This window comes from Pseudomonas koreensis (assembly GCF_025447595.1).
GTDB lineage: Bacteria > Pseudomonadota > Gammaproteobacteria > Pseudomonadales > Pseudomonadaceae > Aquipseudomonas > Aquipseudomonas koreensis_H.
On record NZ_JAOEJU010000013.1, the window covers coordinates 1 to 14,777 of the forward strand.

General features: G+C 60.6%; 15 protein-coding genes. 10 read left to right on the top strand and 5 right to left on the bottom strand.

Going from position 1 to position 14,777, the window contains the following annotated elements; translation table 11 throughout:
• Positions 1-127 precede the first annotated feature (127 nt).
• Complete coding sequence (locus tag N8H71_RS16465) at positions 128-1,117, bottom strand: GGDEF domain-containing protein (protein WP_262194797.1); 990 nt, start codon at positions 1,115-1,117, stop codon at positions 128-130.
• Between the two features lie 145 nt (positions 1,118-1,262).
• On the bottom strand, positions 1,263-2,447 hold the full coding sequence (desA, locus tag N8H71_RS16470; protein ID WP_262194798.1) for a delta-9 fatty acid desaturase DesA: 1,185 nt from the start codon (positions 2,445-2,447) through the stop codon (positions 1,263-1,265).
• A 146-nt stretch (positions 2,448-2,593) separates the two neighbouring features.
• Here desA and dibA point away from each other — a divergent pair, with 146 nt between their 5' ends.
• The 6 genes from dibA (at position 2,594) to N8H71_RS16500 (ending at position 8,909) form a co-directional block, all read left to right on the top strand.
• The gene (gene dibA / locus N8H71_RS16475) at positions 2,594-4,513 is read left to right on the top strand and encodes a phosphodiesterase DibA (protein ID WP_262194799.1); all 1,920 of its coding nucleotides are present in this window, start codon (positions 2,594-2,596) and stop codon (positions 4,511-4,513) included.
• A gap of 190 nt (positions 4,514-4,703) precedes the next feature.
• A complete protein-coding gene (gene oscA / locus N8H71_RS16480; RefSeq protein WP_039772974.1) occupies positions 4,704-4,886 on the top strand; it encodes a sulfur starvation response protein OscA in 183 nt (60 codons plus the stop codon).
• Between the two features lie 139 nt (positions 4,887-5,025).
• Complete coding sequence (locus tag N8H71_RS16485; protein WP_085746296.1) at positions 5,026-6,039, top strand: sulfate ABC transporter substrate-binding protein; 1,014 nt, start codon at positions 5,026-5,028, stop codon at positions 6,037-6,039.
• 172 nt (positions 6,040-6,211) lie between these two features.
• Positions 6,212-7,030 carry a sulfate ABC transporter permease subunit CysT gene (gene cysT / locus N8H71_RS16490; protein ID WP_007952818.1) on the top strand — a complete coding sequence of 273 codons (819 nt, stop codon included), beginning with the start codon at positions 6,212-6,214 and terminating at the stop codon, positions 7,028-7,030.
• 13 nt (positions 7,031-7,043) lie between these two features.
• Positions 7,044-7,916, top strand: a complete 873-nt coding sequence (gene cysW / locus N8H71_RS16495; protein WP_007952817.1) for a sulfate ABC transporter permease subunit CysW — start codon at positions 7,044-7,046, stop codon at positions 7,914-7,916.
• A gap of 3 nt (positions 7,917-7,919) precedes the next feature.
• Positions 7,920-8,909, top strand: coding sequence for a sulfate/molybdate ABC transporter ATP-binding protein (locus N8H71_RS16500; RefSeq protein ID WP_262194800.1), 990 nt, complete (start codon positions 7,920-7,922; stop codon positions 8,907-8,909).
• A 95-nt stretch (positions 8,910-9,004) separates the two neighbouring features.
• On the opposite strand, the gene N8H71_RS16505 is transcribed toward N8H71_RS16500, so the two are convergent.
• Positions 9,005-9,529 (bottom strand): DUF962 domain-containing protein, encoded by a 525-nt coding sequence (locus N8H71_RS16505; protein WP_085684269.1) that lies wholly within the window; start codon positions 9,527-9,529, stop codon positions 9,005-9,007.
• An 85-nt stretch (positions 9,530-9,614) separates the two neighbouring features.
• Between N8H71_RS16505 and N8H71_RS16510 the strand changes: the two genes are divergently transcribed.
• On the top strand, positions 9,615-10,298 hold the full coding sequence (locus tag N8H71_RS16510) for a Crp/Fnr family transcriptional regulator (protein ID WP_262194801.1): 684 nt from the start codon (positions 9,615-9,617) through the stop codon (positions 10,296-10,298).
• Between the two features lie 124 nt (positions 10,299-10,422).
• On the opposite strand, the gene uraH is transcribed toward N8H71_RS16510, so the two are convergent.
• Positions 10,423-10,833 carry a hydroxyisourate hydrolase gene (uraH, locus tag N8H71_RS16515; protein WP_262194802.1) on the bottom strand — a complete coding sequence of 137 codons (411 nt, stop codon included), beginning with the start codon at positions 10,831-10,833 and terminating at the stop codon, positions 10,423-10,425.
• A 16-nt stretch (positions 10,834-10,849) separates the two neighbouring features.
• Entirely contained in the window at positions 10,850-11,332 is a 483-nt protein-coding gene (locus N8H71_RS16520) for a GlcG/HbpS family heme-binding protein (RefSeq protein WP_262194804.1), read from the bottom strand.
• A 137-nt stretch (positions 11,333-11,469) separates the two neighbouring features.
• On the opposite strand from N8H71_RS16520, the gene N8H71_RS16525 reads away from it, so the two are divergent.
• The 3 genes from N8H71_RS16525 to N8H71_RS16535 are packed head-to-tail and all read left to right on the top strand — an operon-like array spanning position 11,470 to position 14,768.
• Positions 11,470-12,150 (top strand): heavy metal response regulator transcription factor, encoded by a 681-nt coding sequence (locus N8H71_RS16525; RefSeq protein WP_085697973.1) that lies wholly within the window; start codon positions 11,470-11,472, stop codon positions 12,148-12,150.
• Positions 12,140-13,552, top strand: a complete 1,413-nt coding sequence (locus N8H71_RS16530; RefSeq protein ID WP_262194805.1) for a heavy metal sensor histidine kinase — start codon at positions 12,140-12,142, stop codon at positions 13,550-13,552. Before N8H71_RS16525 ends, N8H71_RS16530 begins: the two co-directional genes overlap by 11 nt.
• Positions 13,545-14,768: a type II toxin-antitoxin system HipA family toxin gene (locus tag N8H71_RS16535; RefSeq protein ID WP_262194807.1), complete on the top strand. Its 1,224-nt coding sequence runs from the start codon at positions 13,545-13,547 to the stop codon at positions 14,766-14,768. The genes N8H71_RS16530 and N8H71_RS16535 overlap by 8 nt, the downstream gene beginning before the upstream one ends.
• The last annotated feature ends 9 nt before the right edge of the window (positions 14,769-14,777 follow it).

Sequence of the window (14,777 nt, forward strand, 5' to 3'; positions counted from 1 at the left end):
GACTAGTCGTCGGCAGCGTCAGATGTGTATAAGAGACAGATGCCAGTCAGCGCTATGTTGACTGGCAAGACGCCTTCGCGAGCAAGCTCGCTCCCACAGTAGTCTTGTATTGGGCTGAGGTATGGAATCAGGCGGAAATGATCCGGTTCTTGCCTTGCCGTTTGGCCTCGTACATCGCTGCGTCCGCGCGAGCGAACAAGGCGTCGAGGCTTTCGTCTTCAGGAGCGAGGCTGGTCAGGCCCTGGCTGACGGTGATGCCGAACGTCTGTTCACCATGGTTGAAGCTCAAGCGCTGGATTTCCCGTTGCAGCCGTTCGGCCACCTGCATCGCCATGTCCGGCGCACAGCCGGGAAAGACCGCAGCAAATTCCTCACCACCAATCCGCCCGAACAGGTCTCCCCGGCGTAACGACGCACGACCGCATTCGGCGATTCGTTGCAGCACGTTGTCGCCTTCCGGGTGGCCGTAGGAATCGTTGATCACCTTGAAGTCATCGATGTCCAGCAGCAGGAACGCCAGTGGCGCCCCCTGCAGGCGGGCGTCTTCGAATTCACGGTGGGCGCATTCGAAAAAGTGCCGGCGATTGCTGCTCTGGGTCAGCACGTCGGTGGTGGCCAGGCGTTGCAGCTCGGTTTCCATCTGCTTCTTGTCGGTGATGTCTTCGGCGATGCCGACGATGATTACCGGTTGCCCCGGTTCTTCCTGACGGTTGATAAAGCATTTGTCGCTGATCCAGCGTACTTGGCCGTCGGCTGCGATGATGCGGTATTCGCGGTCTTCCACGGCGCCTTTGTGCAGCACTTCGGCGAGGCTGCGTTCAGCGTATTCCAGATCGTCCGGGTAGATACTGTCGCGCCACTGGTTGTAGTCGGCCAGCAGCAGGGCGGCGGAGCGGCCGAAGATCCGTTCGTAGGCGGGGCTGACGTACAACACCTGACGGGTCTCCCAGTTGAAGGCCCAAAGCACGGCGTTGACGCTGACCAGCAGCGAGCTGAACAGCTGCTCGCGCTCACTCAGCCGGGCGACTTCGCCTTGAGCGTGCATCAATGCCATCAGGGTTTGCGCGGCCTCGGGCCACTGGGGAGGGGATGAGTCTTTTTGATTGTTGTTGACCATCGACACGAATCTCAAAAGGCGTGCCGGGAAGTCGACAACGGCCACGGGAAAGCCCGCCGGGGGTGGCGAAGTGTCTTTGAGATAGGGGATCGGGGGTGAAGTTCCGAAGGGTGCGCCCGGGAATGGGGCGCACCGATCAACGGCATCAGACGGTTGCTGGGCGCAGCGAGTAGGTTTTCAACTGGTCGGCGAATTCACGCAGGGATTGGATGCCACTGGCCTCGGCCTCGTGTACCCATTCCTTGATGGCGGCGAGCATGTCGTGGCCATTTGCGCTGGTCTTGACCCAGATCTGCTGCAGGGCCAGGCGTTTCTCGTAGATTACCTTCAGCGCCTGGCTGTGCTCGAGCATGTTCTGGATGCGCGCGTGGTGGCGATCTTCCAGCAGGCTGGTTTCCCGCGACAGCAGACGCTTGGCCCGGTGGAACTGGTGGCGTACCGAATGATCGACCTTGGCCAGTTCCTGCTTCACCAGCGGGCCGATCACCAGCTTGCGGTACTGGGCCATGATCTGGAAGCGGTTGTTGAGGATCGCCATGGCGGTGTCCATGTCCAGGCTGCCCTTGCCTTCGACGCGGTGGGCGATCGGGGCAACCCGCTGCACCTTGGCCAGACGCAGGAAGCTGAAGACCTGGATCCAGGCCCAGCCGAGGTCGAATTCCCACTTCTTGACCGACAGCTTGGCCGAGTTGGGGTAGGTGTGATGGTTGTTGTGCAGTTCTTCGCCGCCGATCAGGATGCCCCAAGGCACCAGATTGGTCGCCGCGTCGCGGCACTCGAAGTTGCGGTAGCCGACGGCATGGCCCAGACCGTTGACAACGCCAGCGGCCCAGACCGGGATCCACATCATCTGGATCGCCCAGATGGTGATGCCGATGGTGCCGAACAGCAGCAGGTCGACGACGGCCATGATCGCCACACCCAGCAACCGGTAGCGGCTGTAGAGGTTGCGCTCGATCCAGTCTTCGGGGCAGTTCTTGCCGTAGATGCGCAGGGTTTCCGGGTTCTGCGCTTCTTCGCGGTACAGCTCGGCACCTTTGCGCAGGACAGTGGACAGACCCTTGACGACCGGACTGTGCGGGTCATCTTCGGTTTCGCATTTGGCGTGGTGTTTGCGGTGGATGGCGGTCCACTCGCGGGTGTTCTGCGCCGTGGTCAGCCACAGCCAGAAACGGAAGAAATGCTTGAGGCCGGCATTCAGCTCCAGGGAGCGATGGGCCGAGTAGCGGTGCAAGTAGACCGTGACGGCAACGATCGTCACGTGGGTCATCACCAGGGTGACGGCAACCAGTGACCAGGCCGACAAGCCAAGAAAACCTTCGTACCACATAGGCTATAGGGCCCTCGATAAAGAAAAAACAGCCGTTGCATTATCACCAAGCACACAGATAAAACCAGTCGCCCTTTCAGATAAGAGATGGCTGGATGTTTCTTGACCTATAATCCCGACATTTTTGTAGGGACATGGACGGCCGAATGTCTGCCACTTACCGCGATGCCTTGCGTGCAGCGCTGCTTTACCTGGTCCTTGCCGTTGTCTGGCTGCAAGGCACTGGTTATTTATTGAACAGTTTCTTCGATAACTCTGACGAACTGCTGCGCTGGCAACTGATCAACGGCTACCTGTTCGTAGCGCTCAGCGCCGGCTTGATCTTTCTGGCCCGGGCGCGCCTGTTCGAATGCCTGGGCATCGGCGCCCGATTGCGTGAGCGCCAGGCGGATCGCGAACGTCTGCGTCAGGCTGCTGCAGTGTTCGATTGCACCCGCGAGGGCGTGCTGGTCACGGACCGGCAGGGGCTTATCGTGCACGTCAACCGCGCGTTCATGGAAATCACCGGCTATCAGCGCGAAGAAGTGCTTGGTCAGCAGCCCAGCCTGTTCAAGTCCGGGCACCATCCGCCGGGGTTCTATCAGGCGATGTTCGCCACCTTGCAGACGAAGGACGAGTGGAGCGGCGAGATCTGGAATCGCCGTAAAAGCGGCGAGATCTACCCGCAATGGCAGACGATCCGGGTGATCCGCGACGAGGACGGTCGGCTCAGTCATTACGTCGCGGTGTTTTCGGACATCAGCGCGATCAAGGACTCCGAGCACGAGCTCAAGCACCTGGCCCACCACGATCCGCTGACCGACCTGCCCAATCGCCTGCTGTTCAGCGACCGTGCAGAACAGGCGCTGGCATCGGCCCAGACCCACAAGCGCGGCTGCGCGCTGCTGATGATCGATCTGGACCATTTCAAACTGATCAACGACAGCCTCGGCCACAACATTGGTGACCGTTTGCTCAAGGCGGTCGCCGTGCGTTTGCAGGCGTTGTTCGGGACGGGCGTCACCCTGGCACGGCTGGGTGGCGACGAGTTCGCGGTCCTGTTGGAAAGTTGTCCACAGCCAGCGCAGGCGGCGGCGCTGGCTCAGCGTATTCTCGATGCGCTCAAGGAGCCGTTCTGCCTCGATGGCCATGAGCTGTTCATCAACGCCAGCCTCGGCATCAGCCTGTTTCCCAGCGATGCACTGAGCGCCGAACAACTGTTGCGTAACGCCGACGCGGCGCTGTTCAAGGCCAAGAGCAGTGGCCGCAATGGCTACGCGCTGTACACCGAAGAACTCACGGCCCACGCCCAGCAACGGGTCGAAATCGCCTTCGAGTTGCGCCGCGCGCTGGAGCAGCAGGAGCTGCGGGTCTACTACCAACCGGTGCATGACCTGAAAACCAGTCGCCTGATCGGCGTCGAAGCCTTGGTGCGCTGGGAACATCCGCAACGGGGCCTGGTGTCGCCGGCGGAGTTTATTCCTATTGCCGAGCGCACCGGGCTGATCTCGGAAATCGACGCCTGGGTCATGCAGCAGGCCTGCCGGCAGATGTGCCAATGGCAGCAGGCCGGGGTGGTGCTGTCGTTTGTCGCGGTGAACGTGTCGTCACGCCTGTTCGCCCGCCGCGAGTTGTACGAGCAGGTTGCGCAGGTGCTGCACGAGACTGGCCTGGATCCGGCTTATCTGGAACTGGAAGTCACCGAAAGCGCGGTGATGGACGATCCGGAAGTCGCGCTGGAACAGATGCATCGTCTGCGCGAGCTGGGTATTCGTCTGGCCATCGATGATTTTGGCACCGGTTATTCGTCGTTGCTGCGGCTCAAGCGCCTGCCGGTGCAGAAACTCAAGATCGATCAGGGTTTCGTCGCCGGCCTGCCTTGGGACGAGGACGACGCGGCGATCGTCCGGGTGATCATCGCCCTGGCCCGCAGTATGGGTATGCAGGTGCACGCCGAGGGCATCGAGCAGGCGGAACAGGCGGCGTTCCTGCTGGGCCAGGCCTGTGATCTGGGGCAGGGCTACTGGTTTGGGCGGCCGGTTCCGGAAGCGCAAATCGACTGGAACCGGGCGCCCTTGATTGGTTGAGCGCTGTGTACGGCGGGTTTACCCACGGGCAAATCCGCCGCAAACCCTTGCTGCATCACATAATGTTTTCCAGTTATATAAACATTCTTAAATAGTCTTTTTAAGAATATCCGCGCCTCTCTTATATTGCTCCCACGCCGAACGCAGTGCCGCCCACTGCCAGGCATATCCCATACAAAGGAGCAGCACCATGAGCGCATCCCTGCGTAGCGTTGACGGTCAGGACGAAAGCACCATTTTGCGCGAAATCCAGAGCGCCTTGCGCGACCTGCGTTTCGGCGCGGTGGAAATCACTGTGCATAACGCCCAGGTGGTCCAGATCGAACGCAAAGAAAAATTCCGCTTGCAGCAACCGGGCAACAAACCGAGCTGAATCCAAAAAGATTACAGCCTGCGCCCGCTCTTGCCGGGGATCAATGCAAGAGTGGGCGCAGGCGGTGATCTTTACAGGCAACCCGATTTTCGAAATTCATAAGAAAAAGCCACCACCAAGAATTCCAGGAGCTTTCACCATGTCGTCGATTCGCCGTTACGCTTTGGCCGCCCTGGCCAGCGCTGTGTTTGCCGGTTCCGCGGTTGCCAAGGATTACGAACTGCTCAACGTGTCGTATGACCCGACGCGCGAGCTGTATCAGGATTACAACGCCGAGTTCGTGAAGTACTGGCAGTCGGAGCACGCCGGCGACACCGTGAAAATCCAGCAATCCCACGGCGGTTCGGGCAAGCAGGGCCGTGCGGTGATCGATGGTCTGCGCGCCGACGTCGTGACCCTGGCCTTGGCCGGCGATATCGACGAAATCGCCAAGCTTGGCAAGACCCTGCCGGCTGACTGGCAGAAGCGTCTGCCGGAAGCCAGCACTCCGTACACTTCGACCATCGTGTTTCTGGTGCGCAAGGGCAACCCGAAAGGCATCAAGGATTGGGGCGACCTGATCAAGAACGACGTCTCGGTGATTACCCCGAACCCGAAAACCTCCGGCGGTGCGCGCTGGAACTTCCTCGCGGCATGGGCCTACGGCCTGAAAGCCAACGGCGGCAACGAAGCCAAAGCCAAGGAATACGTACAGACCCTGTTCAAGCACGTTCCGGTTCTGGACACCGGCGCCCGTGGCTCGACCATCACCTTCGTCAACAACGGTCAGGGTGACGTGTTGCTGGCCTGGGAAAACGAAGCCTTCCTGGCGCTGAAAGAAGACGGCGGCAAGGACAAGTTCGACATCGTCGTGCCTTCGCTGTCGATCCTCGCCGAACCACCGGTGGCCGTGGTCGACAAGAACGCCGAGAAGAAGGGCAACGAGCAGATCGCCGAAGCCTACCTCAAGCACCTGTACAGCCCGGCCGGTCAGGAAATCGCAGCGAAGAACTTTTACCGTCCGCGTGACAAGGACGTGGCCGCCAAGTACGCCCAGCAGTTCCCGAAACTGGAACTGGTGACCATCGACAAGGACTTCGGCGGCTGGAAAACCGCCCAGCCGAAATTCTTCAACGACGGTGGCGTGTTCGACCAGATCTATCAGGCGCAGTAATCTGAAATAAGCTGCAACCGAGCTTCAGTGCCGGACACCCCATGTGGGAGCGAGCTTGCTCGCGAAGGCGGTGTGTCAGACAACGTAAGTGTTGAATGATGCTCCCTCTTCGCGAGCAAGCTCGCTCCCACATTAGTGCGTTCAGCGGAACGTTTTTTAACCAAGGACTTTTATGTCGCGTCGTATCTCCCCCGTCATACCCGGCTTCGGGCTGACGCTGGGCTACACCTTGGTGTACCTCAGCCTGATTGTGCTTATCCCGCTGGCGGCGATGTTCGTCCACGCCGCCCAACTCACCTGGGACCAGTTCTGGACGATCATCTCCGCGCCCCGCGTTCTCGCCGCACTGAAGCTGAGTTTCGGCACTGCGCTGTGCGCCGCGATCATCAACGGCATCATCGGCACGTTGCTGGCCTGGGTGCTGGTGCGCTACACGTTCCCGGGACGCAAGGTGATCGACGCGATGATCGATCTGCCGTTCGCCTTGCCGACCGCAGTGGCCGGTATCGCGCTGACGGCGCTGTACACGCCTACCGGGCTGGTCGGGCAGTTCGCCGCCGACCTCGGTTTCAAGATCGCCTACACCCCGCTCGGGATCACCCTGGCGCTGACCTTCGTGACGTTGCCGTTCGTGGTGCGCACGGTGCAGCCGGTGCTGGCCGACATCCCGCGTGAAGTCGAAGAAGCCGCGGCGTGCCTCGGCGCGAAACCTTTGCAGGTGTTTCGCCACATCCTGCTGCCGGCGCTGTTACCGGCCTGGCTGACCGGTTTTGCCCTGGCGTTCGCCCGGGGCGTCGGCGAGTACGGTTCGGTGATTTTCATCGCCGGCAACATGCCGATGAAAACCGAGATCCTGCCGCTGCTGATCATGGTCAAGCTCGACCAATACGACTACACCGGCGCCACTTCTATCGGCGTGCTGATGCTGGTGGTTTCCTTCGTCCTGTTGCTGCTGATCAACTTGCTGCAGCGGCGCATCGAAACCCCATAAGGAGGCGCGAACCATGTCCCAATCGTCTATTGCGGCCGCTTCCTCGGCCAACGCCGCCCGCCGTGGCAGCGCCACTTCGCGGCGGATCCTGATCGGCCTCGGCTGGCTGATTTTCTTCCTGTTTCTGGTGTTGCCGCTGTTCATCGTGGTGTCGCAGGGATTGAAGAACGGCCTCGGCGCGTTCTTCACCGCGATCTTTGAACCGGATGCCTTGTCGGCCCTGAAACTCACCGTGATCGCGGTGCTGATTTCGGTGCCGCTGAACCTGGTGTTTGGCGTCAGCGCCGCGTGGTGCGTGAGCAAATACTCGTTCCGCGGCAAGAGTATGCTGGTGACGCTGATCGACCTGCCGTTCTCGGTGTCGCCGGTGATCGCAGGTCTGGTCTACGTGTTGATGTTCGGCGCCCAGGGCCTGTTCGGGCCGTGGCTGCAGGATCATGACATCCAGATCGTCTTCGCCCTGCCGGGCATCGTGCTGGCGACGATCTTCGTCACCGTGCCGTTCGTGGCCCGTGAGCTGATCCCGCTGATGCAGGAACAAGGCACTCAGGAAGAGGAAGCCGCGCGCCTGCTCGGCGCCAACGGCTGGCAGATGTTCTGGCACGTGACCGTCCCCAACATCAAATGGGGCCTGATCTATGGCGTGGTGCTGTGTACTGCGCGGGCCATGGGTGAGTTCGGTGCGGTGTCGGTGGTCTCCGGGCACATTCGCGGGGTGACCAACACCTTGCCGCTGCACGTCGAGATCCTCTACAACGAATACAACCACGTGGCCGCGTTCGCCGTGGCGAGCCTGTTGCTGATCCTGGCGCTCTTCATCCTGCTGCTCAAGCAGTGGAGCGAAAACCGTATCAACCGCCTGCGCGCCAGCGCCGCGGAGGAATAATTCATGTCGATCGAAGTGCGTAACGTCAGCAAGAATTTCAATGCGTTCAAGGCGCTGGACAACATCAGCCTGGACATCCACAGCGGTGAGCTGGTGGCACTCCTCGGCCCGTCCGGCTGCGGCAAGACCACCCTGCTGCGCATTATTGCCGGTCTGGAAACCCCGGATAACGGCAACATCGTGTTCCACGGTGAAGACGTGTCCGGCCATGACGTGCGGGATCGCAACGTCGGTTTCGTGTTCCAGCACTACGCCCTGTTCCGCCACATGACCGTATTCGACAACGTCGCATTCGGTCTGCGCATGAAGCCGAAAAACCAGCGCCCGACTGAAAGCCAGATCGCGACCAAGGTTCACGAGCTGCTGAACATGGTGCAACTGGACTGGCTATCGGATCGTTATCCGGAGCAACTGTCCGGCGGCCAGCGTCAGCGTATCGCCCTGGCCCGCGCCTTGGCGGTAGAGCCGAAAGTGCTGCTGCTCGACGAGCCGTTCGGCGCCCTCGACGCCAAGGTGCGCAAAGAGCTGCGCCGCTGGCTGGCGCGCCTGCACGAAGACATCAACCTGACGTCGGTGTTCGTGACCCATGACCAGGAAGAGGCGATGGAAGTGGCCGACCGCATCGTAGTGATGAACAAGGGTGTGATCGAGCAGATCGGCTCACCGGGCGACGTCTACGAAAACCCGGCCAGCGATTTCGTCTATCACTTCCTCGGCGATTCGAACCGTCTGCATCTGGGTGATGACAACCACGTGCTGTTCCGCCCGCACGAAGTTTCGCTGTCGCGGCATGAGCTGGAGGATCACCACGCTGCCGAAGTCCGCGATATCCGGCCGCTGGGCGCGACCACGCGGGTGACGTTGAAGGTTGAAGGTCAGCCTGATCTGATCGAGGCGGAAGTGGTGAAAGACCACGACAGCCTGACCGGGTTGGCGAAGGGTGAGACGTTGTTCTTCAAGCCGAAGGTCTGGCAGAAAGTCGCCAACCTTTAAAGCCAAAAGCTTCGTCGGATCGCCGCCCGGAGCAAGCTCGCTCCCACAATGGAATGCATTCCAAATGTGGGAGCGAGCTTGCTCGCGAAAGCGGCCTACACAGCGGCCCTGTTCGGATTGACCCGCACCACACCTGCCCGCGCCTCGATCTGCTCTTTCAGCTCATGCCGCATCCCGAGCATGAACGCCAGTTCGGCCACCACAAACAGCGGCCCGACAATCAACCCGCTCAAGTCATCGACGAACGCCGGTTTGCGCCCCTCGTAATGGTGCCCGACAAACTGGATCACCCAGCCGATCACGAACATCGCCAGACCGCTGCTGAGCCAGACCATGGTGCTCTGCTGCGCCAGAACATGCCCGGCCCAGACCGATAGCCCCATCAACACGGTCATCAGAACCCCTAGCTTCAGCTCCAGGCGCAGGTAAAACCACGCCGAAGCGAGGGCGGCAATCACCGCCGGGGAAATCCACAATCCGCCCACCGACCATTCCGGTCGCGACAACAGCACGGCCACCGCCACCACAATCAGCGGAATCCCGATAAAGTGGCTGGCGATATTGCGCGGGTCACGGTGGTAAGCGGCGTATTGACTCAAATGATCGACGAGGCTTTTCATTGTTGTTCCTCCTGTAGGGTGATCGAATCATGCCCCGGGTTCACGGCTCGCTCTGTCAGGCAGGCGACAATCTTTAGGAGAACGCATGGATAAGGTCTGGCGCGAGCGCCTGCTGACCGGGCAATGGTTCAGTCATCTGCCGGTGTCCTTTCAGGATAGTCTGCTGGCGGCGGCCCGGGAGCGGCGGCTGGCGGCGGGGCAGCGGCTGTTCCAGCGCGGCGATGCGCCGTGCGGGCTGTACGCGGTGCTCGACGGCGCGGTGCGCATCGGCGCAGTCAGCGAGCAGGGCAAGGAGGCGTTGCTGAGCCTGGTGGAGGCGCCGCACTGGTTCGGCGAAATCTGCCTGTTCGACGGCCAGCCCCGTACCCATGATGCCTACGCCGTAGGCCCGTGTGTGTTGTTGAATATCCCGCAAGCCACACTGCTGAAACTGCTCGACGAACACCCTGTGTACTGGCGACATCTGGCGCTGCTGATGAGCCACAAACTGCGCCTGACCTTCATCAATCTCGAACAGCTGAGCCTGCTGCCGGCCCCGGCGCGGCTGGCCCATCGCTTGCTGATGATCGCCGAAGGCTACGGCGAACTCGATCCACCGCGCCGGGTGCTGCAACTGCCTCAGGAGCAACTGGCGTCGATGCTGTCGCTGTCGCGGCAGACCACCAACCAGATTCTCAAGGAGTTGCAGGGGCAGGGCATTATCGGCTTGAGTTATGGCGAAATCGAAATTCTCGACGCCGCACGATTGCGCGCGCTGGCGACCCTCTGAAAGACACCGACAATTTCCTGTGGGAGCTAGCCTGCTAGCGATAGCGATCGATTGGTCAACGTCGAGGTGGCTGACAGATCTGATCGCTAGCAGGCTAGCTCCCACAAGGAGTCTTGCGATCTTCTTACGAACCGCGATAAGTGGAGAAACCATACGGGCTGAGCAGCAACGGAATGTGGTAGTGCTGATCCGTCTGCTTCACTTTAAAAATCACCGGAATCTCTGGAAAGAACGTCTCGTGTTTCGCCTTCTCGAAGTACTCCTCCGTCTTGAACACCACCCGATATTCACCCGCCTCGAACGGTTTGTTCGCCGGGAACAATTCGGCGATCCGCCCTTGTTCATTGGTGGTGCCCTGCGCCAGCGGCTGCCAGTCCTGGCCCACGTGGCGTTCCAGCGTCACGTTGATACCCGGTGACGGCAGGCCGTTTTCCAGATTGAGCACGTGTACGCTCAGCGGGTTGCCGGCGGCCAGCGCCAGACTCGAAATAGCGCTCAGGCCAAGTGCGGCGAAAGTCATGCGCAGTGGGGTCATGGTGATGCTCCTGGGTTCAAGTACGGTTGAGGGACATGCCGACGATTTCGGCAGCCTTGATCGCGCAGTTTTCGTCCTGCTCGCCACCGCCGGAACCGGCCACGCCCATGGCACCGACCAGTTCTTTGCCGGCAAACAAAGGGATGCCGCCACCGAGCAACAAAAGCTCATCGAGGGTGTTGAGGTTGGCGGTTTCCGGGTTGCTTCGGGCGCGCTCGGCGAACAACCGGGTCGGGGTTTTCGTCGATAGCGCTGTGTAGGCCTTGCGTTGACTGGCGACGGTGTTGTGCGGGCCGATGCCGTCGCCGCGCAAGGTCACCAACAGGTTGCCGCCTCGGTCGAGCACAGACACCGTGGCGGTGCAGTTTTCCAACGCTGCATCGGCCAGCAGCCGTGCGGTTTTCAGATCGAGATCGGCGTGACGGGGCAACTCAGGCGCAGCAAACGCGGCAGTGCCGAGGCCGATTGCCAGGCAGGCAACCAAGTATTTGACGGTCATGGGCAGGCTCCAAAAAGCGAAGGCCGCCACCTTATCCGCCGGCCCCCGTCGAAACCTCGTCAGTCGGATTACAAGTTTGTAATGGGCAACGCGGGCGAAGGGGCCTAGCCTGTGCCTCTGATCAATCGAGGTGTGCCATGCGTTTGCTGGTCGTAGAGGATGAAGCCAAAACCGCGAATTTCCTCGCCAAAGGGCTGGGCGAGTCGGGTTTTGCCGTGGATGTGGCGCTGAATGGCCTCGACGGGCGTTACTTCATCGAGCAGCAGGAATATGACCTGATTATCCTCGACGTGATGTTGCCGGGCCTCAACGGCTGGCAACTGCTGCAGCTGATCCGTCAGCGTGGCGCCACGCCAGTGCTGTTCCTGACGGCGAAGGATGCGATCGAAGACCGCGTGCGCGGCCTCGAACTGGGGGCCGATGACTATTTGCTCAAGCCGTTCGCCTTCGCCGAACTGCTCGCTCGGGTGCGCACGTTGTTGCGGCGCGGGCCGATGCGCGAAGCCGAGTCGTACAGCATCGCCGACCTGGAAATCGACGTGCTGCGCCGCCGGGTCAGCCGTGGCGGCCAGCGCATCGCCCTGACCAACAAGGAATTCGCCCTGCTGCATCTACTTGCCAGCCGACAGGGTGAAGTGCTGTCGCGTACGCTGATTGCTTCGCAAGTGTGGAACCTGAATTTCGACAGCGACACCAACATGGTCGAAGTCGCGGTGCGCCGGCTGCGTTCGAAAGTCGATGATCCGTACATGCCTAAGCTGATCCACACCGTGCGCGGGGTCGGCTATCAACTCGAAGCGCCCGACGATGCGCGCTAGATCCATCGCCTGGCGCCTGGCCCTGGCGTTCGCCGCCGTCTGTGCGCTGGTACTCAGCGCGATCGGCGTGTTCCTGTATCGCTCGCTGGCCTCGGAAATCGCCTGGCGCGATGACATGGCGTTGCTCGGTCGTCTGGAGCAGGTACGCGCATTGCTCGCCGACAGCGACAGCCTCGACGCCTTGCAGGCTCGGCCACGGCTGTACCAGAACATGCTCGGCAATCTCGACAGTCTGCTGCTGGTGCAACGCGCGGACGGCTCGAATTTGATCACGATCAACCCTCGCCAACGCGCACTGCCGCCGGTGCAGGCCATCCCCCGGGATCAACCGCCGCAACGCCGCGATGTGCTGACCTGGCAGGCGGCGGACGGTGTCGAGCTGGCCCTGTTGTCAGGTCAGGCCCAAGGGCCGAACGGCGAAGCGCTGACCGTGATCGCTGGCAAGGTCTTGAGCGAGCGTGAGCAGATGCTCGGCAGCTATCGCCTGCGCTTGTATCTGGCCGTCGGACTGGGTGCCGTACTCGCTTTCACGCTGGGCCTGGTGCTGTTGCGCCGAGGCTTGCGGCCTCTGCGCAAACTGAGTGAAGCGCTGCGCGGCATCGACCTGCGCAGCCTCGACCAACGGGTTCCCACCACCGGCACGCCAGCGGAGTTGCTGGAACCGGTGCACGCGCTGAACGGCATGCTCGGGCGGCTGGACGACGGCTTCCAGCGCCTCTCACAGTTTTCCGCCGACCTTGCCCACGAAATCCGCACGCCCCTGCACACCTTGCTCGCCAGCAATGGCCAGGCACTGAATTACCCGCGCAGCAGCACCGAGTATCAGGAAGTGCTGGCGTCGAACATGGAAGAGTTCGAACGGCTCAAGCGCATGGCCGAAAACCTGATGTTTCTCGCCCGCGCAGAGCAAGCGGAACGAGCGCTCGATCTGCGCACGCTGGAACTGCACGAAATCGGCGATGAGTTGTGCGACTACTTCGAAGCCCTGGCCGATGACCGGGAAATCCGCCTCGAAAACACCTTCAGCGGAGAATTGCTGGCGGATCAGCAACTGCTGCAACGCGCCTTGGGCAACCTGTTGGCCAACGCCGTACGCCACGCCGACGCCGGTTCGATCATCAGCCTGCGCCAGCGCAATGAGCCGGGCATGTGCTGGCTGCAAGTCCACAACCTCGGCCCGGTCATCGCGGATGAACATTTGGGCAAACTGTTCGACCGCTTCTACCGCGTCGACCCGTCCCGCGCGGAGCCGGGAGATTCCGGCGGCTTGGGACTGGCGATCGTGCAGTCGATCATGCAGTTGCATGGGGGGCAGGTGCGGGTGAGCAGTGAAGTTAAGGGAACAGTTTTTGAGCTTTGTTTCCCTCTTGAGGCACTGAGAAGGGTGAATTCTCATGATTGATTTGATTCGGGGTTTGGAAATCACCGTCGCCGATAGCTCCGTAGGGACACTCGGTCGTGGGCAGTCCGGCATGGAGAGCGTGTTCAGATACTGTGAGGGCGTCAACGCTGAGAATGCTGTTTCGCTAACGATGTCAGATCGAATGGAAAACTACGGCTGGGAGCGAGGTGTTCATCCGATTTTCGAGATGAATTTGCCAGAAGGGGCGTTGCGCGATGAATTGATTCGACGCTTCGGCGAAGCAGTTTGTGACTTCGATGCTTTTTCGTTGCTGGCAATAGTGGGTTCAAGTCAGCTAGGACGGCTGGCAGTAGCCTGCGAATCGGTCACAGATCATCAGCCCGAAACGTTATTGTCCGATCTTTTGATACATGACGGCGTTCATGGCTTGTTTGACGATCTGTTGCACAAACATGGCCAGTATTCCGGTGTTTCAGGCGTGCAGCCTAAGGTGCTGGTACGCGATGGTGTGACAGCCGCTCTTTACCCGATTCACCGAGGCTCCACACATCTTGTCAAAGCCTTCCGTCCCGAAGAGTTTCCCGAGCTTGCGACTAACGAGTACTTCTGTATGCGCGCCGCCGCGCTTAGCGGACTTGAAGTGCCAAAGTTTGAATTGAGTGAGCAGGGCAAGTTTCTGGTAGTCGAGCGTTTTGACCTGATTGAGCATGGCTATCTGGGTTTCGAGGACTTTTGCGTACTCAATGGCTGGCCTTCCAGAGCCAAATACGATGGTTCTTACGAAGGCGCCGCCCGACAGATCAAAGCCTTTGTTTCGCCTGCGCTGTTGAGTCAGGCGCTGGAAGCTTTTTTCAAGATCGTAGCGCTGTCAGCGGGACTGAAAAACGGCGATGCGCACCTGAAGAACTTCGGTGTGCTGTATGACCATTGCGGCGCGCAGGCCTCGATCCGGCTGGCCCCGGCTTACGACATCATCACCACATCGGTTTACATCAGGAACGACAGCCTGGCCTTGCTGTTGGGCGGGTCGAAGGCATGGCCCAAGCACAAGGCGCTAATCCGCTTCGGTCGTACGGCGTGCAATCTCACTGAAGGTCGCTGCAATGAACTACTGCAGCAGGTTGTTCATGGCATGCAGAAGGCGATGGAGGAAATGCTCAAGCATTGCCGAACTCATCAGTCGTTTGCCGAGGTGGGTACGGCAATGATCGAGCAGTGGAAATCCGGGATTGAACGAAGTCTGACCAAGGGTTGAATGCCCATG